General features: G+C 37.9%; 22 protein-coding genes. 17 read left to right on the forward strand and 5 right to left on the reverse strand.

The features are described from left to right. The first annotated feature begins 171 nt into the window (after positions 1-171). The 3 genes from KFT32_RS25690 (at position 172) to KFT32_RS25700 (ending at position 1,678) form a co-directional block, all read left to right on the forward strand. Positions 172-501: an AMP-binding protein gene (locus KFT32_RS25690; RefSeq protein WP_211750195.1), complete on the forward strand. Its 330-nt coding sequence runs from the start codon at positions 172-174 to the stop codon at positions 499-501. 29 nt (positions 502-530) lie between these two features. Next, positions 531-830: an AMP-binding enzyme gene (locus KFT32_RS25695; protein WP_211750196.1), complete on the forward strand. Its 300-nt coding sequence runs from the start codon at positions 531-533 to the stop codon at positions 828-830. A 185-nt stretch (positions 831-1,015) separates the two neighbouring features. Next, complete coding sequence (locus KFT32_RS25700; protein WP_211750197.1) at positions 1,016-1,678, forward strand: MgtC/SapB family protein; 663 nt, start codon at positions 1,016-1,018, stop codon at positions 1,676-1,678. A gap of 352 nt (positions 1,679-2,030) precedes the next feature. Here KFT32_RS25700 and KFT32_RS25705 read toward each other — a convergent pair whose 3' ends face one another. After that, positions 2,031-2,303 (reverse strand): P-loop NTPase family protein, encoded by a 273-nt coding sequence (locus tag KFT32_RS25705; protein ID WP_211750198.1) that lies wholly within the window; start codon positions 2,301-2,303, stop codon positions 2,031-2,033. 260 nt (positions 2,304-2,563) lie between these two features. Between KFT32_RS25705 and KFT32_RS25710 the strand changes: the two genes are divergently transcribed. After that, positions 2,564-3,277: a class I SAM-dependent methyltransferase gene (locus KFT32_RS25710; protein ID WP_211750199.1), complete on the forward strand. Its 714-nt coding sequence runs from the start codon at positions 2,564-2,566 to the stop codon at positions 3,275-3,277. Positions 3,278-3,343: 66 nt separating this feature from the next. Here the strand turns inward: KFT32_RS25710 and KFT32_RS25715 are convergent, their stop codons facing one another. From KFT32_RS25715 to garR, 3 genes are all read right to left on the reverse strand, one after another. Beyond that, the gene (locus tag KFT32_RS25715) at positions 3,344-4,663 is read right to left on the reverse strand and encodes a gluconate:H+ symporter (protein WP_211750200.1); all 1,320 of its coding nucleotides are present in this window, start codon (positions 4,661-4,663) and stop codon (positions 3,344-3,346) included. Between the two features lie 159 nt (positions 4,664-4,822). Further along, positions 4,823-6,265 carry a four-carbon acid sugar kinase family protein gene (locus KFT32_RS25720; RefSeq protein WP_481856370.1) on the reverse strand — a complete coding sequence of 481 codons (1,443 nt, stop codon included), beginning with the start codon at positions 6,263-6,265 and terminating at the stop codon, positions 4,823-4,825. Beyond that, positions 6,246-7,154: a 2-hydroxy-3-oxopropionate reductase gene (garR, locus tag KFT32_RS25725; protein ID WP_211750202.1), complete on the reverse strand. Its 909-nt coding sequence runs from the start codon at positions 7,152-7,154 to the stop codon at positions 6,246-6,248. The genes KFT32_RS25720 and garR overlap by 20 nt, the downstream gene beginning before the upstream one ends. Before the next feature lie 339 nt (positions 7,155-7,493). On the opposite strand from garR, the gene KFT32_RS25730 reads away from it, so the two are divergent. The 10 genes from KFT32_RS25730 (at position 7,494) to KFT32_RS25775 (ending at position 16,670) form a co-directional block, all read left to right on the forward strand. Next, positions 7,494-8,117: a GntR family transcriptional regulator gene (locus KFT32_RS25730; RefSeq protein ID WP_349304956.1), complete on the forward strand. Its 624-nt coding sequence runs from the start codon at positions 7,494-7,496 to the stop codon at positions 8,115-8,117. 190 nt (positions 8,118-8,307) lie between these two features. Continuing rightward, a complete protein-coding gene (locus KFT32_RS25735; protein WP_211750204.1) occupies positions 8,308-8,679 on the forward strand; it encodes an iron chaperone in 372 nt (123 codons plus the stop codon). A 237-nt stretch (positions 8,680-8,916) separates the two neighbouring features. Then, the gene (locus KFT32_RS25740) at positions 8,917-10,443 is read left to right on the forward strand and encodes a spore germination protein (RefSeq protein ID WP_211750205.1); all 1,527 of its coding nucleotides are present in this window, start codon (positions 8,917-8,919) and stop codon (positions 10,441-10,443) included. Between the two features lie 17 nt (positions 10,444-10,460). Further along, complete coding sequence (locus tag KFT32_RS25745; protein ID WP_211750206.1) at positions 10,461-11,663, forward strand: Ger(x)C family spore germination protein; 1,203 nt, start codon at positions 10,461-10,463, stop codon at positions 11,661-11,663. Between the two features lie 7 nt (positions 11,664-11,670). Further along, positions 11,671-11,901 carry a hypothetical protein gene (locus KFT32_RS25750; protein WP_211750207.1) on the forward strand — a complete coding sequence of 77 codons (231 nt, stop codon included), beginning with the start codon at positions 11,671-11,673 and terminating at the stop codon, positions 11,899-11,901. 17 nt (positions 11,902-11,918) lie between these two features. Further along, entirely contained in the window at positions 11,919-13,019 is a 1,101-nt protein-coding gene (locus tag KFT32_RS25755) for a GerAB/ArcD/ProY family transporter (RefSeq protein WP_211750208.1), read from the forward strand. 322 nt (positions 13,020-13,341) lie between these two features. Then, a complete protein-coding gene (locus tag KFT32_RS25760) occupies positions 13,342-14,118 on the forward strand; it encodes a MerR family transcriptional regulator (RefSeq protein WP_211750209.1) in 777 nt (258 codons plus the stop codon). Beyond that, positions 14,115-14,771: a GAP family protein gene (locus KFT32_RS25765; RefSeq protein ID WP_211750210.1), complete on the forward strand. Its 657-nt coding sequence runs from the start codon at positions 14,115-14,117 to the stop codon at positions 14,769-14,771. Before KFT32_RS25760 ends, KFT32_RS25765 begins: the two co-directional genes overlap by 4 nt. A gap of 232 nt (positions 14,772-15,003) precedes the next feature. Next, the gene (locus KFT32_RS25770; RefSeq protein ID WP_211750211.1) at positions 15,004-15,882 is read left to right on the forward strand and encodes a class I SAM-dependent methyltransferase; all 879 of its coding nucleotides are present in this window, start codon (positions 15,004-15,006) and stop codon (positions 15,880-15,882) included. Between the two features lie 407 nt (positions 15,883-16,289). After that, on the forward strand, positions 16,290-16,670 hold the full coding sequence (locus tag KFT32_RS25775; protein ID WP_211750212.1) for a steroid Delta-isomerase: 381 nt from the start codon (positions 16,290-16,292) through the stop codon (positions 16,668-16,670). A 105-nt stretch (positions 16,671-16,775) separates the two neighbouring features. Here KFT32_RS25775 and KFT32_RS25780 read toward each other — a convergent pair whose 3' ends face one another. Next, positions 16,776-17,528 carry a DeoR/GlpR family DNA-binding transcription regulator gene (locus tag KFT32_RS25780; RefSeq protein ID WP_211750213.1) on the reverse strand — a complete coding sequence of 251 codons (753 nt, stop codon included), beginning with the start codon at positions 17,526-17,528 and terminating at the stop codon, positions 16,776-16,778. Between the two features lie 387 nt (positions 17,529-17,915). Here KFT32_RS25780 and KFT32_RS25785 point away from each other — a divergent pair, with 387 nt between their 5' ends. From KFT32_RS25785 to KFT32_RS25795, 3 genes are all read left to right on the forward strand, one after another. After that, positions 17,916-18,824, forward strand: coding sequence for a hypothetical protein (locus KFT32_RS25785; RefSeq protein ID WP_211750214.1), 909 nt, complete (start codon positions 17,916-17,918; stop codon positions 18,822-18,824). Positions 18,825-18,984: 160 nt separating this feature from the next. Beyond that, positions 18,985-19,797 (forward strand): class I SAM-dependent methyltransferase, encoded by an 813-nt coding sequence (locus KFT32_RS25790; RefSeq protein ID WP_211750215.1) that lies wholly within the window; start codon positions 18,985-18,987, stop codon positions 19,795-19,797. 355 nt (positions 19,798-20,152) lie between these two features. After that, the gene (locus KFT32_RS25795) at positions 20,153-20,842 is read left to right on the forward strand and encodes a YjjG family noncanonical pyrimidine nucleotidase (RefSeq protein WP_211750216.1); all 690 of its coding nucleotides are present in this window, start codon (positions 20,153-20,155) and stop codon (positions 20,840-20,842) included. Positions 20,843-21,019 lie beyond the last annotated feature (177 nt).

The raw sequence follows: 21,019 nt of genomic DNA on the forward strand, positions 1-21,019 counted from the left end.
TGTTAATTACCATAGATGTTGTCCAATTTTCAGATAGGCACGATTTATCAGGAGAATTGATGAGTATTATCAAAAAAACGATGCCTACTATTTCCATGATTATGGTACTCTATTTCTAATCCAAGTTTTCATACATGATTATATGAAATTAGTACATGGGGGGAGATAATAATGCTTTTATCTGAACGCCTGCCATTGGCAGCAAGTTTATATCCTCAGGCGCCAGCTCTTATAAGTCACGGGCAGTATATAAATTATGAGGAACTTCATCGCCGATCTGATCAACTCAGTCATGCTTTGTATGCCGAAGGACTCCGGCCAGGTGATAGACTTGCTCTACTCGGTGATCCTGATCCTCAACTTGTTATAGCACTTTATGCAGCGGTGGGGATTGGCGTCAACCAGAGACTTCCAGCGAAACGATGCTCGACGGATGGGTACGAACTGGAGACGTTGGCTACCTGGATGACGAGGGTTATCTCTATGTGTTGGATCGACTGAAAGATATGATTATAGTTAGGGGTTCGAATGTGTATTGTTCTGAAGTGGAGCAAGTGATCGCAACTCATGAGATGATCCATGAAGTGGCTGTAATCGGAATCCCTCTTGACTGTAAGGGTGAGACGATTGTCGCATGTGTAGTTTTACGGAAAGGCTGTCACGTAAACTTGGCACAGCTTCAAAAATATTGTGAATCAAGCCTCGCAAGGTACAAATGGCCATCTCATTTGTTCATCCTGGATGCTTTGCCTCGAACAGCCGTGGATAAAGTGGACAAAAAGCTCCTTCGTAAGGAATTGTCCTTATCAGTATCGGAAGCGATAAGCTAACAGGAAACGATAGCTCAAACCGTATAAACCGTAAGAGACGGCAACCCGTATTTCTGGCTACCGTTTATTAATTTATGAGTAGGATAACGGGTTCTGCTCGCCCTCGGACTTGCTTCAACACCATGTATTATCGGATGAATACAAGTCTGACATTATATCTATTCTAAGGAACAAGGAGGGGTCTCATGGAGTACGGATTTTTATTGCGAATTGTCTTGGCGGGTGTTTGCGGGGCATTTATCGGATACGAGCGAAAAAGTAGAATGAAAGAAGCCGGTATTAGAACTCACTTAGTCGTTGCTGTTGGAGCAGCTCTTATGATGTTAATATCCAAATACGGTTTTGAAGACGTAACAGGTAAAAGCGGTATTGCACTTGATCCGTCACGAATTGCGGCTCAAGTCGTTTCAGGAGTCGGTTTTCTCGGGGCAGGCATGATATTCATGCAGCGGCAGACGGTAAAGGGTTTAACAACAGCTGCTGGAATATGGTCGACTGCGGGTATAGGTATGGCAATTGGTGCTGATCTTTATATCGTAGGTGTAGGTACGACTATTCTTATTTTGATCGCTCAAAAATTATTGCATAGCAAAATAAACTGGTTGGAAACTCCGAAGACGGAACAGTTAACCATTCGTCTAATTAATGAACTTGGCGCGATTGATTTTATTCAAGATTTCCTAAAAGAAAGAGATATAACTGTTTTACATTTCCACACGAAGAAGCTAAAAGAGTCTTCTGAACTCGTTCTGGACATTACCATTAAGCTACCTAAGAACTACGAAGTAGAAAAATTATTACCTCTGATACAGATATCTCCATTTGTTACTGTGGTAGAGGTTCAGTAGATTTTTCTGAGTAGATTGCTTTTTCTTCAATAAGAGCGGTATGTAGAAAGTCCTGTGAACAGAGCAATACAAGTCATTGAACTAACGGGGAATAATAGCTTGATAAACAAGAAAAGACGGCAATCAGAATTACTGGTTTGCCGTCTTTTTAGCTGTCTTGCAGTTTAATTTAGTAGCATGACAAGCTGTTGTATTAAGGAACTGGATTGTTTAGTATGATAGAAATAAAACAAAGGGAATTTTATGAATCCCATTATGATTGATTTCCCAGAAGAGTTTGACAAGGAACGCTTAGTGATTAGAATGCCAAAGCCAGGGGATAAAACCCACAAATTTGTGGGTTTTTATTTTTTTATAGGAATGAATTATTGATTATTTGTTGTGTAGCGATTAGTTCTAGCTCAGCTACGACTTGATCTATTGGCTGCCGGGTGTCAATCTCATAACTTGCTCCAGAACGTAGGAGTGGTTCGACTGTTTTAACGTAATTTATTATCTCTTCACGCTGTTCAAGAGTTTTTCCGTAATCGTTCGTCTCTGCGAGAACCGTAGATTTCCCCGTACCTGACATTCCTGTAATAAAAATAATAGCTTTTGATAATGTTGTTGAATTTATAATGCTCATGGATTCCCACCATTCCATGAAGGATAGTTTATTACAAAACCATTCAAACTAGAGGATCTTTGGTTTTTCGTTAAGTAACGGGGAATATAACACAACAAGTCTATTTTCTCAATACAGATTGATCAAGATCTGGGAAGGATAGTTTCATTTTCAATGAGTAAAAAGAGAAGGGAATCGTGACAACAATAATTAAGTGAAAACCTAAGTTGAATTAACTTTTTATGGTAAAATATGATGTATATTTCTGGAGGTGGCTTAGCTTGAAAGAAACAATACAGAGTATTGAAGATGTACTTACTATGCTTGATGAATTGTTAAAAGAGGAATCAAAGTTTAATTGGAATTCTTTTTACTCTGATCGGGAGAAACCAGTCCCATTCTTTGCGAATGCCCCTGACGAAAATTTAGTACAATACGTTCAAACCAATCTATTGAAACCGGGAAAAGCGTTGGACCTAGGTTGCGGTCCTGGTAGAAATGCAATTTATTTAGCAAAACAAGGTTGGGAAGTCGATGCTTTGGACCTTTCCCCACAAGCTATACATTGGGCAAAAGAACGTGCAACAGAATCGAGTGCTAAAGTCAATTTTATATTGTGTGACTTGTTTGATTTTGATTTGGATGAAGGTGCCTATGATTTAATTTATGATTCTGGATGTTTTCATTATGTCCCTCCACACCGAAGAATGAACTACTTGAACATAATAAACAAAGCACTCAAACCAGTTGGTGCTTTTGGGATTACCTGTTTTAAAGTCGGTGGTAAATACGGAGGTGCTGACTTGTCAGACTGGGAAGTTTACAGACAAAAATCCTTAAGAGGTGGATTGGGTTATACCAAAGATAGATTAATAGAGGTCTTTCATAATTTTGAGATGATTGAACTTCGCGAAATGAGGGAAATGGACCCATCCAGTTCGTCCTTTGGATCTTCAGCATTACTATGTGGTTTATTTAGGAATATAGGAGAGTAGGGAAGTAGAATGAATGATGTACCTACTGAAAAAAGCATTGTTCCTGGGAACAATGCTTTTTTCAAATCACATAAATGCATCCAGAATCAGTACACCAACAAGTCCTACCAAAGAAATAATCGTTACCATGACGGACCAGGTTTTTATGGTTTTACCAATGCTGAGGTTAAAGTATTCTTTGTAAATCCAGAAACCTGCGTCATTTACGTGCGAGAAGGTAACACTTCCCGCGCCAGCAGCAAGTACCATGAGCTCTGGACTTACCCCAGTTGTAGCAACAAGAGGAGTAGCAATACCAGCGGCTGTCATACCGGCTACCGTTGCGGAACCTACTGCAATCCTTAGGATTGCGGCAATCAGCCAGGTTAGAAGCAGCGGGGAAAGGGTCGATCCAGACATTAGATCGGAAATATACTTATCAATATGGCTGTCAATCAGTACTTGTTTGAACGCACCGCCACCTGCAATAATTAAGAGAATCATACCGATACCGCTTACCGATTCGCTAAGAGATTGCATAATTTCCGGCATTTTTTTACCCAGGTTTAAACCGAAAGTGAAGATAGCAAAAATCACTGAAATTAATAGAGCCACATTGGCGTTACCGATAAAATCGGTTACCGGTGCAATAGCTGACTCAGGTGCGAAAATGGCTACAATCGTTTGTAACGCAATTAAAATCACGGGTAAAAGTGCTGTGAGAAGACTAATGCCGAATTTAGGGAGATCTTCTTCTTTAAATTCCTTTGGATTGAATATTCCCTTAGGAATTTCAATTTCTAATGATTCTTTTTTGAATAATTTTGTATAAACGGGACCTGCAAGAATAAATGCTGGAATTGCAATGATGATTCCCAATATCATCGTTAAACCGATATTTGCTCCAAATACATTTGCAACTGCCGTTGGACCAGGGTGCGGAGGCACAAAACCATGCATAGTAATGAGGGCCGCAATTACAGGCATACCTAGATAGAGTACGGGTACTCTAGCAGCTGTAGCAATAGTAAATACTAATGGAATTAAAACCACGACACCCGTTTCAAAGAATAAAGCGATTCCAACAATAGCTGCTGTAAGAACAGCAGCCAGCTGAGTTCTTTTTTGTCCAAAGGCATTAATCATGGTTGTTGCGATACGCTGTGCACCGCCTGAATCGGTCATTAACTTGCCAAGAATACCACCAAAGATAATGATCATCGTAAGATGTCCAAGTGTTCCACCTAGACCGGATTCAATAGATTCGATTGCTTGAATCGGTGTCATTCCTTCCAGAATTCCAACTGCTAGGGAAACAATGATCAATGATAAGAAAGCGTTTAACTTAAATCCCATCATTAATACTAATAATAGTGCAACCCCAATAGTGACTGATATAATTGGCATTGTTTTTTCCTCTTTTCCTTTTTCACTTGAATAAAGAAGGCCACCTCAGTAAGGAGTGTACTCAAATATGATAATCTAGTTCCTGATCATTCATAATTCTTACAAGAATAAATGCTGAATTTTACTCCTTACTTTATGACCAATAGAAAATACCTTTAATTACTTTTTACTTAACATTTCAACAACTTCTCTTAAATCCGTCTTTGTCCCAACATTACCTGGGAAGATCACATAGGATATTCCAGGGAATTTACTTTCTTTATCTGTTGTCCAAACAGGAATTCCAGGCCGAATTTGACCCGCTACAGTAGCTCTCTTCACTTCAAGACCATTTGTCCCAATATCACTGGAGGTAATACCGCCTTTAGCAATAATATAGGAAGGTCTTACTTCTAATCGTTTTACAATACTTGTAACTGCATCTGAGATTTTTACGGAAAGCTTTAATTCTTCTTCTTTTTTGCCTTCTCCAAGATCTAATCTTTCTCTTCTAGTATAAACGGCAACATTGGTCCCATTAAAAATAAGCTTATTGGTCGTTTCAACAACTCTATTCTGTTCTTTTTCAAATTTTTCAGGTTCTAATACAAGATGAACATCAAATTCAATGAATTCAACATCACTCGACTTTTTCAGTTCTTCAAACTGTTCCGTCGTTTTTTTAACATGTGAGCCGATAATGACTAATCCACCATGATTAGTAGCTTCACTCATGATTTCGTTGCGAGTGAGCAGGTTTTTATCGCTCACGCCTCCAATTACTTTCGTAAGTGCAGCTGCACTTCTGAACATATAATTCTTTCCTTTATTCATCGCTCTAATTAAGGCAATGGTAAAGATTTTAACATCGGAATAATCAACGGCATTCACAATGACTTTATTAAAATTCTCAACTTTCAGCAGCTGCTGTTCAATAGAATCAATATCCATTGCACGAAGGCTATCCAGTGAAATATATGTCATATGTTCTGCTTGATATTCACCATTCGATTTTTCTTCAGCCCACTCGCCTAAATGCGATTTGGTATAGCCAAAGGTGCGGTCTTTCGCAAATTCTGTTTCTCCTGCAGGGACCAGCTCCGTATCATATTGAACGTAGTGAATATTATCAATGGTGAAGCGTCCGCCTTCTTTAAAGAATGGAAGCAATATCTCACCATCAAATCTCATGTCAGAGCCCGCTTCAACAGTATCTTTTAAGACTTGTGTTTCTAGCGGATAATGTCCTCTTAATGTTGAATCACCACGGCTGATAATGGTAAATTCACGATTACTTCTCTTAGCAGCTTCCACAATATTTGCAGCAATTTCTTGATGCGCTCTTGTTGTTTCTGCAGCCGTAAATCCACGTGAATTAGTTAAGATAAAGAACATTGAGTTCTTTTCCCCAAAACCTTTTTCGATACTTTCCAAAGACCAATCAGTATAAACAGAAATCCCATGAACCGTTTGAACACCAGTTGGATCATCATCTAGAACAATAATTTTTTTATTGAAATTTCCAAGTTCTTTCTGGGTCATCTCATTTACAAGACTTGTATCAAGAGAAGGTATGTTGCTGAACATTTCTTCTACAGATCTTTTATTTGAGCTCATTGTCATTACCCCTAACTTCAACATTAGCTAATTTTTCGTAATACTGTACGATACCTCCGTGGTCATCCATTAATTTGCCATCAACTTTTAACGCATGAAAGATCTCTAATAAGTGACTGGATAAAGGAAGAGGTACACCAATTTCATGAGCTGTATCCATCACGTTTGTAATATCTTTCATATTGATAGCAATGGTTCCACCAGGAGCAAAGTTTCTCTCAAGAATTAATGGAACTTTGGCATCAAGTACCGCACTTCCTGCTAATCCGCCACGGATCGCTTGATACATTTTTTCGATATCGATTCCTGCTTTTGCTGCTAAGACAAGGGCTTCTGACATGGCTGCAATGTTAAGGTTCACGATGATTTGATTTGCTAATTTTGCAGTTACCCCACACCCATTGTCTCCGACTAATGTAACCGCACTTCCCATATCAAACAGAACGGATTTTGCTGCTTCGAACACGTTTTCTTTACCGCCGACCATAATGGATAAGGTACCATCAATTGCTTTAGGTTCGCCGCCGCTGACAGGTGCATCTAAAAACCCAACACTTCTTTTAGCGGCTTCTTCTGCAAGTGCAATAGAAGCCGCAGGAGTGATGGAACTCATATCAATAATAATTGAGCCTTCTTTTGCTCCTGCCAAAATTCCGTTGTCGCCCAATATCACAGCTTGTACATGTTTAGATGCTGGAAGCATGGTAATAATAATTTCGCTTTTTTCTGCTACTTCTTTTGGTGATTGAGCAAACGTTGCACCCGCTTCCAATAGTACTTGTACCGCTTCTTGATTAAGATCATTAACTGTTAGTGTATGTCCTGCTTTCCTAAGGTTTAAAGCCATTGGTTTTCCCATTATGCCTAGTCCAATAAATCCTATTTTTTTTGTCATACTGTTTTCCTCCCAATACTAACTTTTTATGAAAGGCTTCATTAGCCTGTCTGTTGATTAATCGCCTAAACGTACCAATTCAAGTGGCAATGAGCGAGCTTAACATCGTCTGATGAAAGTCAGAGATTTGCTCGATGTTTATAGGCAACCGCTTACATTGTTGTTTTCGTTATTATTGTATACTAAGTTATTAATTTTGTATACAATAAGTGAATAAATTGTATACAATTTTTGAATTATTGTATGCTGAATGTTTCTTTATCTTAGATATTTGAATGATTTTATTATGGTATTTTGGTACTATGGTTATAATTAGAAATGAAAACGGAGGTGAAGTTTGTGCTTGAAAGCAACAGCTCACGACCGGCGTATCATCATTGTTATGAAATTCTTCGTGATAAAATTTTAAACGGTGAACTTCCTAGTGGTATGAAGATCGTCGAAGAGAAACTCGCTGCAGAGCTTGGCGTCAGCAGAACACCGATAAGGGATTCCATACGGAAATTAGAACATGAAGGGCTGGTTGTACAAAAGAGGGTAGTAAAGCCAACGGAGAAGGACTTACGAAATATGTTTAGTGTCCGAATCCTACTGGAAGGATATTCAGCCCGATGTGCGGCAAACTTTTTAAAAGAAAATGAAATTGAAAAACTGTACGAATATGTTGAAATCGGAAGAAAAGGAAGTAAAGAAGAAATCATGTCTGCTAATGAAAGCTTCCATAATGATATAGTGAGAGCAAGTAATAATCCTCTTATGATTGATATCATTGATCGAATGCAGGCCATTATTTATTTATTTAGGAAAACGGTCGTAATCTATAATCGTCCTCATCTTATTGATGAGCATGAAGAAATTTATGAGGCCATCAAAGCAAGAGATGGGGAAAAGGCAGAAGTTTTGATGAAAAAACACATAGAGAATGATTTGAATTTTTATCTGCATGTGATGAGTAATCAATAGTATCTTCGGCTCAAAATAAATATTGAAATTTATAACAGCCCTTAGTATATTCTGAGGGCTGTTTTGTGTTTTTATGAAACTTATGTTGGATTTATTGGGATAAGATGTAAGAATAATTGGATTTATTATGAGATAATGGATTGAGGATCTTTTCTTAATGGAATAAATTTAAATTAGAGGAGTGAATATTATGGAAGTTTTCAAGGAATATTTAGCACGTATTGATAATCCCGAACACCTAGACCGGACGGAAAAAGTTTTAGGGTGGGTAACTAAGAAATTCCCAAACTTGATACCAAAAATTGCGTGGAATCAGCCTATGTTTACCGATCATGACACATATATTATTGGTTTTAGCATATCCAAACATCATCTGGCCGTTGCCCCTGAGAAGGCAGGTATTATTCATTTTTCTGATGAAATTGTCCAGGCTGGATATGATCACACCAAGGAGTTAATACGGATCCCGTGGAATAAGCCTGTTAATTTCGCATTACTTGAGAAAATGATTGAGTTCAATATTGCAGATAAAGCAGAATGTTCAACTTTTTGGCGAAAATAGAACACTCTTGATGTAGTAAACGTGAATTAGGAAGCTAAATAGCAATATGTATGGGGTATCTGTATTCAATACAGTATGCCCCTTCTTTATGGAGAATTGGGGTAAGTACCTGCGAATTAATAGTAAGGGAGGCAGCCATATTCCCTTATTCAACTGATCTAGTTAGTAAGTTGTATTGAACTCTGAGTAATTTGGATTACAAATGGGAATCATTTCAGAAAGTAAGGGAGGATGAATATGAATTTTAGTAAAAAGACCCTAAAAATAAAGGGGGGAAATTCAGTTTCAAACGACGATAGTTCCGTGGTTATGAATTCTCCGCTTTCAGAAAACTTAGATGACAATGTTGCCTTTATTAAAAAGGAATTTGGAAATAGCACCGATTTAATTATTCGTGATTTGAACATAAGCGATGAATCAAGTTTACGAGCAGTTCTGATATATGTCGAAGGATTAACAGATACGGTTACTATTCAAGAAAGTATTATACAAGCATTGACCTCTGAGGATTTCATCAAAAAACTTGATCCTAAGAAGGATCTATTTTCTTTAGTGAAAAAAACAGTGATTTCAACGAGTAACATCCGTGAACTCATGAATTCAAATGATATCTTTTCATCGATCTTGAGCGGATCAACTCTCATTTTATTCAATGAGTATAATCGTGGCATTATTGCGGATACGGCAGGTGGAGAGCAACGAAGCATTGCTCCGCCAGAAGATCAATTGGTTCTAAGGGGGCCGCGTGATTCTTTCACGGAAAACCTAAGGACCAATACATCTCTCTTAAGAAGGAAAATAAAAAATAAAAATTTGCGGATACAGACGAAAACGATTGGTAGCGTTTCTCAAACCAATATTGCGATGATTTACATTAAAGGAATAGCCAGTGAAGATGTAGTCAAAGAACTAGAAACGAAACTAGATTCGATTCAGATTAGTGGGGTTTTGGAAAGTGGAATTATTGAGCAATTGATTGAAGACAGACCATGGTCTCCCTTTCCTACGATTTACAACACGGAAAGGCCCGATATTATTGCAGCTGGATTAATGGAAGGGAGAGTAGCAATAGCAGTTGATGGAACTCCTTTTGTCCTATTAGTTCCCAGCGTCTTTATTCAGTTTTTTCAAGCTCCTGAGGATTACTACGAACGTACAGATTATGGTCTTTTAAGATTATTGCGTATTCTTTCGTTTTTCATAGCTTTAATGGGGCCCTCTTTGTATATAGCCCTTACAACTTTTCATCAAGAAATGATCCCGACGGAACTATTTATTAGCATTGCAGCAGGACGACAAGGTGTTCCCTTCCCCACCTTTATTGAAGCAATCATCATGGAGAGTACGTTCGAGATTTTACGGGAGGCTGGTCTTCGAATGCCCAAATCCGTTGGGCAAGCAGTTTCCATCGTTGGGGCTCTAGTAATTGGTCAAGCTGCTGTTGAAGCAGGGATTATATCCCCGAGCATGGTTATTGTTGTTTCCATAACGGCAATCTCTTCTTTCGTAATGCCTGCTTATAACATGGGAATCTCAGTAAGAATTCTACGTTTTCCACTGATGTTAATCAGCGCTTCATTTGGATTATTCGGCATCTTTATAGGTATCGGGCTCATCTTAATTCATTTAAGCAGTTTACAGTCTTTTGGAACACCTTATTTATCACCTTTGTCTCCCTTTAACATTCTTGATCAGCGAGACAGCCTCGTTCGTCTCCCAAGACTCGGTTTGTTCATGCGTAAGAAATCAATAAAAAATGAATGATGAATAGGTGATTGGAGTTGACTAAAAAACTCAAAGTTCTGATTGTCTTGCTATCACTCGTAACTGTAATCACGGGATGTTGGGATAAGATGGAGATTAAAGAATTAGTGATTGCTGTCGGTATGGGAATAGATAAGGTAGATGACAATTATTTAGTGTCTGTACAAGTAGTGAACCCGAATGAAATTGGAGCAAATAGTAAAGGTGGGGGAGGAGCACCAGTCACCGTATATAAGGAAACAGGTAAAACGATTTTCGAGGCCATTAGGAAACTAACGACGATGACACCTAAAAAAATATACTTTTCACACTTAAGAATATTCGTAATTGGTGAAGAAACGGCTCGAAGTGAAGGGATTGGAAAGATCATCGAATTTATCTCTCGAGACCATGAACTCAGAGCAGATTACGATATTATCATTGCGAAAAATATGAATGCTACGCTCGTCATGGAAAGTTTATCTGAGATTGAAAAAATTCCAGCGAAAAATTTGTACTCTACTCTCCAACTGTCGAGCAAAGATTGGGCTTCTTCCAGCACGGTTAAAATAGATGACGTAATCAATGAACTGATGACGGAGGGGGATTCCCTTGTAGTAACAGGTGTAGTGTTAAAGGGAGATGCTTCTAAAATCAGTGGAAAAGAAAATTTTGAAAAGGCAAGTCCCAGTGCGAGACTAGAATATGATGGGTTGGCCGTTTTTAAACAAGATAAACTAATAAATTGGTTAGAAAAAGACGAAAGTAAAGGCTACAATTATGTACTCAATAAAGTAAAAGGAACTGTAGGCACAATTGGATGTCCGAATGAAACGGGCAGATTGTCTATTGAAGTGTTGAACTCAGAAAGTGAGATCAGAGCTAATAGAGCAAATAACAAACCGCATATTCAAATAAAAATCATGGCTAGAGGGAATGTAGATGAAGTTCAGTGTGAAATCGATCTCGCAGACCCAGAAGTAATAAAGCAGCTTGAAAAATCCATTAGTGATGAGATCGAGGGCTTTGTTCATCAGGTGTTACAAAAAGAACGTTCGATTAGCACAGATTTCTTAGGATTAGGAGCAAGCATACATCGATCTGAACCTAGACTTTGGAAAACAATAAAACAAGGCTGGACAGATCAACTTCGTAGTTTACAAGTAGATGTAGAGGTTGATTTTAAAATACGTGAAACGGGAAAAACCAAAAACTCGTTTTTAGATAAGATAAAGGAGTAACATTCGAATGGTTGGAATCAAAGTCATTGGTATTTTGATATTCATGGGTATCTTATTTGGCTTAAGTATACCTGTTTTAAGACGTTCTCCGAAAGAAATGATTATTTATACAATAATAGTCACTACTGCAGGGGTGCTAAGCATACTTAAATTTCTCGAACTCACTGTACCTACACCTCTTTATTTTGTTAGCTGGGTATACAAACCAATAAGTGATCTAATCCTGTTATTACAATAGTATGTGAGGTAATTACCATGAAAAAAGTAGGCAAAGTAGAGGATTTACAATATACAATATTAACAACCTTATTTACAGTGGGCACAACAATACTTATCACACCTGGGGGCTTGGCAGTTGAACTTAACCAAGATGCATGGTTAGCCCCTATTTTTGCGATCGTTCCGGGATTGTTATTTGTAGTGCTTTATAGAATGCTTGTTCACTTGCAATCAGATAGAACAATGGTGGAAATGATTGATTTCATATTAGGTTCATGGTTGGGAAAGATCGTAAACATCCTAATTATTGTAACTGCATTTTTAGCCGCTGCGATGGTTCTATTTGATGTAAGTAGATTTATTACAACGGTGTCTATGCCCCAAACTCCAGTACTTTTTATTAATGTATTATTCATTTTGTTACTTGTTTACGGTTTAATGTCTGGCTTTGACACATTAGCTCGAATGGTCGAAATTATGTTTCCGGTATGTAGTCTTCTGTTCGTATTAATGATCTTCTCTCTACTACCGCAAATTGATCCGAAAAATATTCAGCCTATCCTAGATTCTCCTATCCATAAGTACGTATATGGAACGCTCTCCTTGATTAGTGTTGTGTATATGCCCCTCATTTTTTTTCTTATGATTCAACCTAAAGAGCTTAAAAATCCTAAACATAGTTATAAATCGTTTGTTATAGGGGTGTCGCTTGGTTCGGTGGTGAACATAATTATCATAGTATTAAATATCTTAGTCCTAGGTTCAAATGTAACGTCGATACAAGAATATCCAGCATATCATTTGGCACAAAAAATCGATATTAGTGGATTTATTGATAGGGTTGAAGCGGTTGTGGCCTTGATGTGGTTAATGACTTCTTTTGTAAAACTATTGATTTATTTTTACTCAGCTTTCTTAGGTTTTACACAAGTTTTCAAGATAAAACATCAAAAGTCATTTATAATTCCTTTGGCATTTTTGTTAATCGTTGTATCTGTCGATATATTTCCGAACTCTGTATACGAAAACAAGTTTAATTCTTCGGTCTGGATTGGATGGATAACGAGCATAGCCGTGGGAATACCTGTTATGTTACTTACCGTTAAGACATGGAAGACTTGGATTAAAAGAAAATGAGTACTACCCAATTACCGACGGATGTAAATATAATCATTCATTTATGAAGTCGCTATAAGGCGGCTTTTTTTGTTATACGGAATTAAATTCTTTTAAATTCTTGTTCAGTGCCGAAGGTTACAACTTGGTACAGTAGCCGAGTAGATGGAAGAATAATAAATATCTAAATAAACACTTGAAAGTGACGTAACGTCATTTACTATAATGAGAATTGTTGATATTCATCGTAATAAAAGGGATTGTGCGTGTGAAAAAAGAAGACACCCTTATATAAGGATGCTTACTGGCGGGAAAGTACTCTGAAGTTCGGAGGGATGGGAAAATGATACATATTAAAGATTTGGCGGAGCAGACGAATATTACAGTCAGAACGCTCCGTTACTACGATCAAATTGGGCTGCTGATATCTTCCTCCAAAACTCAAGGCGGGCACCGACTTTATACGGAAGAAGATGTTCAAAAGCTTCAGCAAATTCAGTTTTATAAAAGCATGGGATATCGACTTTCGGATATTCAAGAGATGTTAACAGATCCTGAGTGGCATTGGAGCGTAGGGTTAGTCAATCAGCTAACCTATATTATGGATGAGCAATCGAGATTAAAGGCAATGGAGCATTCGCTAAGGGCGTTGTTAAGTGGCATTGCCGTAGAGGAAGGGGATAAGGAACAGGCAATTCAGAACCTGATCAAGTTAACCTTACAAGATAAACGAAGTCTTGATCAGTATAAAGAAGCGACGTTTAATGCCACTGAACTTGGTCTATGGTCGAAACTGCCGAAAATGAGTGCCGATAATCCCGAGTCCATGGAATGGATAGGCCTCATAGGTCTAATAACTAAATACTATAGGTGTGAAAAACCATCATCACCTGTTGTACAAAACGTTATTAGGAGAATGCTGGAGAAACAAGAAGAAGAATATTCAGGTGAAGAAGCATTCATCGATAAATTGTGGGAAATGCGCAAATGTCCATCAGCGTCTGAACAACTTGGGTTATACCCAATTAACGCGGAAGTTCTTGAGTATATGGACAAGGCTTTCGAGATTTTCCTGTCTAATAATAAACAAAAAAGTGTCAGTCCAGGAGGGTATATATGAGCACCGAGCTGTTACTTATGATTGGTGGATTGTCCCTATTGGATACCCTCAGTCCAGCTACTCTAGGGGTTACGGTATATTTACTTCTAACTGAAAAGAAAAAAGTAGGTTCAAGATTAATTGTATATTTATGTACTATCTTTGGATTCTATTTTAGCGTTGGTGTGGCAATCAAGTTTGGTTTTGGGTTCTTTTTTGAAGTGTTCTCATCGTTCTTACAAAATAGTGTGGTAAGTTGGATCACATTTATTGTAGGTGGGATATTGTTTGTTTGGAGCTTTTATGTTCCGAAAAGAAAAATGTCCCAAGATAAAATTCCCAGAACAAAAACAAAATCAGCAATGATTGCACTAGGAGTTACAACGTCACTCATAGAAGTAGGTACAGCCCTTCCTTATTTCGCTGCCATTGCTCTTATGACAAATGCAGGACTGGTCTGGTATGAGTGGCTCCCGTTGCTTTTTGCTTATAATGTAGTTATGGTACTCCCGCCATTGATTTTATACATCTTATTTATGTTATTTGGTTCAGTGATGCAGAGACCTTTAAAATATATACAAAATAAGGTATCAAAGCGTTCAAGTTCCTTAGCTTCGTGGATCATCTGCATTGTCGGTTTGTTGTTGATGATTTATAGTGCTGATTATTTATAAGACTCTGGAGATAAGCAAGAACGACTTCATGTTCTAATAAGAAGAAGGCGGGGAATGGTAAACATCTCATTAATGTAGTTATTGTATACGTAATGGTCTTTAAAGCAGTCGACAAACGCGATCGACTGCTTTTTCATATTGCTAACGGTTAATTAATGGAATTTTTTACCTTAAATTGAATTTAAAATGGTAATATTATGAATGGTTCATTCTCATAAGAGGGGGTCAAAAAATGAGCAACCACTATTGGAATAGTAAGATAGAATACTTAAGTAAAACACGATGGCTATATTACAATGATGATTATTTGGAGTTCCTTGTTAAAAGTGTGTGGAAGATTACGTCGCCAGTTCGAATAATCGACTTTGGGTGTGGTTATGGCTACTTGGGGACCAAGCTCTTACCATTATTCCCAGAAGGGTCTACATACACTGGAGTCGATATTGGAAATAAATTGATTGAACATGCAGCTGATGTATTCAGAGAGTCCACTTTTCATACCGAATTTATCGTTGGTAACATTCAGGATATGAGTTTCGAGAAGGAATATAATATTGTCGTTTGCCACGCTTTTTTATTGCATGTAGAAAATCCGAAGGAAATCCTCCAAAAAATGATCGGTTGTCTAGTTGATGGAGGCAGAATTATATGCTTTGAACCACATTGGATCTCAAGCATGGCAAACTATTTTCTTGATGGTGTCAATGCATCGGAGTTTGTCCAGTTAGGATTTCTCCAAAAGCTTTTTGAAAGTGACAAGGAGCGGAGTGGGAAAGACGGTAACATTGGAATAAAGGTACCCGTTTACCTAAGCCAGTTGGGGGTTAAGGAAATCGATTGTAGAGTCAGCGATAGGGTTAATTTCTTAGACCCTAATGCTGACGTACTAAAAATGGATGCTCTATACTCGTCATTAAAGGAAGATGGATTTGGTGCTGATCCTGGAGATGAAGATTCGTTTATCTCGAATTTAATTCAACGGGGTGCTACTTATGAAGAGGCAACGAATGAATACAAAGCGGAGTTGTTTTTATCCGAAATCTTTAATAGTGATGTTTTTCTAACCTATGCCGCCAACATGAAAATTACGTCTGGGGTAATCGAGCGTTAAGACAGAGGATGGCATCAATGAATTAGCAAGCCGAAACTATTTATTATCTTGGAGGGATAGATTTCATGATATCACTTCGAAATATCTGTTGGATAATGAACGGGTAACGGTGTTAGAGTTGTGACTTGAAGAGGAAAATATAGCGGATTTAAGCGGTTATGAAGGAAGATTTTTAATGAGTTATAAAAATACTTTTATTGTGCTCAAAATGAATAACATTACGTTATTAAAAGGCATGCGCACCAAAAAAAATGAATTTCGAGTAGATAACAAAGTTAGTAGAAACATGCATCCCGTTACATGTGGTAGAGTATTACGAGTACTAAGAGCTAAAGGCTAGCAACCTGTTTAAAATACTAGCTAGTTGTTTAACAACTAGCATACTTAGAAAACGAGAGGTGAAGCAGATGATTACGCAGACAGCAATGAAAGCAGCCTTGCAGAAATACTTGGATGGGTTCAATAACAAGGATCATGAGGCAGTAATTTCTTTATTTGCAGATGATGCGAGAATTGATGACCCCGTTGGCGGGGGACAGATCATAGAGGGAAGAGATGCGATTACTTCTTTTTATGAGAAAAGTGTGGCTAGCGTGGACAAGCTGGAGTTAGCCGCTCCGATTCGCGGTTCTCATGGGAACTCAGCAGCCATTGCCTTTATGATTAATGTGGAGATGGAAGGAAAGAAAGTATGCATTCATTGTATCGATGTTATGACTTTTAACGATGCAGGTAAAATCATAGATATGAAGGCATATTGGGGTCCGGAAGATGTTCAATTCCTCTAGAATATACCGGCGTAAACGTGAAGCCTTAATGTAATATGAAAAAGCCGATAGCCATTAGGCTTCGGCCTTTTTGTGTTTTGTTACAATACATATTTCGTCATGGAGCTAATAAATGAGTTCAATTTCATGCTCTTGAAACATCTGTTTCCAGACTTCTGACGGTTCCTCATCCGTAATAATAACATCAATATCTTTGAAGTGGGCTAAATGAACAAATGCAGTTCGATCAAATTTAGTATGGTCTGCTAGGAGGATGACTTGCTCGGCTTGCTGAATCATTTTTCGCTTGAGTTCACATTCCGGTTCATTTGAATCCATAATACCAATATCGAGCGATAAAGCTTTACAACTCAAAATAAACTTGTCCACGTGATATTTCCGTGCAGTCTCATGAGCTACGGTCCCAACTAGAGACATGGAAGGTGCTCTTAGTGTTCCTCCAGTAGAAATCACTTGGTGACCTGAAGCCGCAAACTCCTGCAATATGATCGAGCTTGTAATGACGGTAAGACCATGACGTACATTTAAAATTTTGAGCAGTTCAATGGAACTTGTGCTTGGATCCATCATCAGCGTGTCTCCATTATGTATTAATGAGAGCGCTTTCTGTGCGATATCTTGCTTAATATGCAAATTTGTTGCATGACGGGTATAGAAGGGAAGATCTTCATTGGAGTGTCGATTCATGATCGCCCCGCCATACGTACGGGTTAGGACCCCTTCTTTTTCCAACTTCTCTAAATCGCGCCGTATGGTCTCTTCGGTGACTTGGAATTTTTGGCTGAGCTCGGATACGAGTACTCGCTTATCCTTATTGGCAATATCAATAATAATCTGGCGTCTTTCAGCTGCGAGCATATGAACTCCTTTCTGTAACGGGACAATCTTTGTAGTATACAAATCTATCTGGGTTCATTATAATTTGAAATTTAACAAAAGTATAGAAATGACCCCATTGAATCTGTGTCGCGAAGTAGATCATAAAAAGATATTGAAATTATTTCTTATATGCTATATAATCGGGAACAATTCAGTTCTTTGTTACATATAAAGGAGACTGCCTTATGAACTGCTTACCACTATTACAATCTTATTATCATTTTAATCAGCGTTAGCACGCCTTCGATAAATTCGGGGGAGGGCTAACGCATTTCGCGTTCGGCCTCCCTGCGGTAAGTAGAAACGCGCAGGACCACGAGGTCCGGCGCGTTTTTTATTTTTGCCAAATGAAGGGAGAGAATTAGAATGAACACACTCAAATTAACGAATCAATCCGTACTGAAAAAGGAACAAATGGAAAAATACACAGAAGAGGTCATTGCTTTGTTCTCCAAGGGCTATTCTTTTCAAGCTTCTGGTGGAAGCGCGCGGAATGAAGGGAAGAATACAGAAATCAATATTCAACAACATATAACAAACGCTTCACAAACTAACTTACATGAAGAAGGCCTCATGTTATGCATGATACTTGATATTTTTGAACACCTTGAAATACCAGTGATCATTAGATGGAATAACATATACTGCAAAAGAAATAGGCTAGAAAAGGCGAAGGACTTCCCCATACAATCTGTTTTTCCTGTAAATACCGAAGATTTATTCGCAACGGAGTCTTGGCCAATTGTAGAGATGATGAATAACCTTGGTGTACTGAATAGATCAGAGTTTGATGATCTTACTTTACCTGAGACGGAGGATAACATAAGCGCTTATGAAGTTGTTGAAGAAGAGAGCAGGAGAGTATTAGCTACTGGAATAAGTAAAGATACGAATAATTGTGTAGCTGCTTGGCAATTTGATATTCAAGCTATTAGTCAAATTTGTATGGGGAAACAGGAGATGAATCATGCTACAGAAGTAAATCTAGATGCTGTGATTCTAACACGTAAAGAATTGTTATCTATATCTAGGATTGCCGCATCTGAATTCCAGGCGGCTGGATTCCACGTTGAGATCGAGCAAACGCCAACGGTATACAAACCGAATGGAAGTGAATCTCTAGCGAATTCGAATTGCCGTTACATTGTAATCTTAGAAGAAAGCCAGGAAGATCTGGGTGAAAGTCGTGTTACATTAATGGACAATCTAGAAAAAATTCAATTGAATGTGGATTTAGATGAAGCGATTCATATCATGACCCAGGTTCTTTTGTAAGGTATTCTAACCTCGCTACGGCGAGGTTTTTTTACTCTTTATAGCAGGGGATTCAGAATCATCTGAATGGATTAATTAACGTTATAGCCTTTTCAAAAAATGAATTTTCATGTACATTGGAGAAGAATAATTGAAAATAAGGGAATTAGAGGAAAATAAAATGGATAATAAACTAGATATCATAACTAAGGAAAGCAATGCTATACCCAATATGGAAGAGTATGATAATCCCACCCTTTACGACGCCGAGAACGAAGATTTTGAAAGCGATTTTGCTTTTATTGAAAAATGGGCAACACTGATGGGAGGCACGGTCATAGACCTTGCTTGTGGCACAGGGAGAACGACGATCCCATTAGCGGAACGAGGATATCCTATGGTGGGCGTTGATCTTCATGAAGGAATGCTTGACCTCGCAAGACAGAAGTCGGCAGAAGAACATTCTGATATTCGCTGGGAATTACAAAATTGTGAGGATCTTGAGCTTGATATTAAAAGTTCCCTCATTTTCATGGTAGGTAATGGATTTCAGCATTTCCTTACGAACGAAGCACAGGATAAATTACTTCATTCGGTGTGTAAGCATTTAAAGGAAAGCGGTATATTTATTTTCAATACTCGTTTTCCTAACAAAGAAGAGCTACTCGCTCCGGAGACAGAGGAATACTGGAAAACGTATATGAACAAGAGTGGTAACGAAGTAGATGTTTATACTAAGAGTATTTACGATTCAATGACTCAGGTTCAAGATTACGAAATACGCCGCAAAACAAAACGATCCGATGGTACAGTTGAGGATGTTCATCACACGAACATCAAACTCCGTTATACGTATCCGCTCGAAATGGAAAGAACACTAGCAAAACATGGACTTAAGGTTATTGAACTGTACGGAGACTGGGAAGAAAACCCACCATCCGAATCAAAACCGGAACTAATTTATGTATGTCAAAAAGAAAAAGAATGCAACTGATATAACAAATATGGAGACCGAGAAGCTCACGACAAGAGACACTTCTCGGTTCTTTTTTTATGACGAAAAGGAGTGACCGTATTAAGTAAAGTGGATTACATAAAAATTATTATGTTAACCAAGCAATGAGAAATTCGAGTTCTCTTATTATGAAGAGAGAGTAGGATTGAATTTAAGTGACATAAATAATATTATGTAAACCAGTATAGAAAAACTACGGATTCAACTTCTAATCAATTCAAAATATTTTTATTTATCAAAGGACATTTGTCCTTTATTCTCTTTTCGAGGTATCCTTTAATAAGATAAGAAGAAATAAAACATATAAAGTAAAGACGAAAGAGATGAATAGGATATGAGTACTTATAAAGCCTTATTTTTTGATGTGGACGACACACTGCTTGATTTTTGTGCTGCGGAGAACAATGCGCTTCAGTTGCTGTGCAAAGACCAACAGCTTGCTTTTACACAAGAAACGGAAACTAGCTATAAAACCATCAATCAGCAATTATGGAGAGCTTTCGAAGAAGGAAAGCTCAGTAGAGATGAAGTAATAAACACGCGGTTCTCTCTCTTTTTTAAGGAATGGGATCAGGAAGTGGATGGCATTCTAATGGAAAGAACGTATCGCAGTTATTTGGAACAAGGGCATCAACTCATCGATGGGGCAATGGAATTGTTGACCCAGCTGCAACATAAGTATGAAATTTATATCGTAACGAACGGAGTTTCAAGAACTCAAGATATTCGTTTACGCAGTTCAGGACTTCATCCACTAGTGAAACAAATCTTTGTATCTGAAGATACCGGGTTTCAGAAGCCGATGAAAGAGTTTTTTGATTACGTGTTTGATCGCATCCCTAATCTTGTTCCCTCAGAAGGATTAATTATTGGAGATTCACTGAATGCGGATATAAGAGGAGGGCAAAAGGCTGGTCTTGATACATGCTGGTATAATCCAAATCGTGTCGTTAATCAAACAGAAGTGAAACCGACATATGAAATTCAAAGTCTGCAACAGCTATACCCTATTTTAGAGAAGTAATTCCATATTAAGGTTGAAACCGCATTGTAAGGATACAATGCGGTTTTTGCTTGTTTCGTGAAGTTAAGCTCGATTTTTTTAAATTCGAGTGGTAGAAACATAAGTGTTTAAATCCTCACGATTATAATAAAATATTAATCTAATGTTCGGGATTTAATTAAAAAACAAAGATATATA

It is taken from the genome of Paenibacillus sp. Marseille-Q4541, assembly GCF_018310695.1.
Classification (GTDB): Bacteria; Bacillota; Bacilli; order Paenibacillales; family Paenibacillaceae; genus Paenibacillus.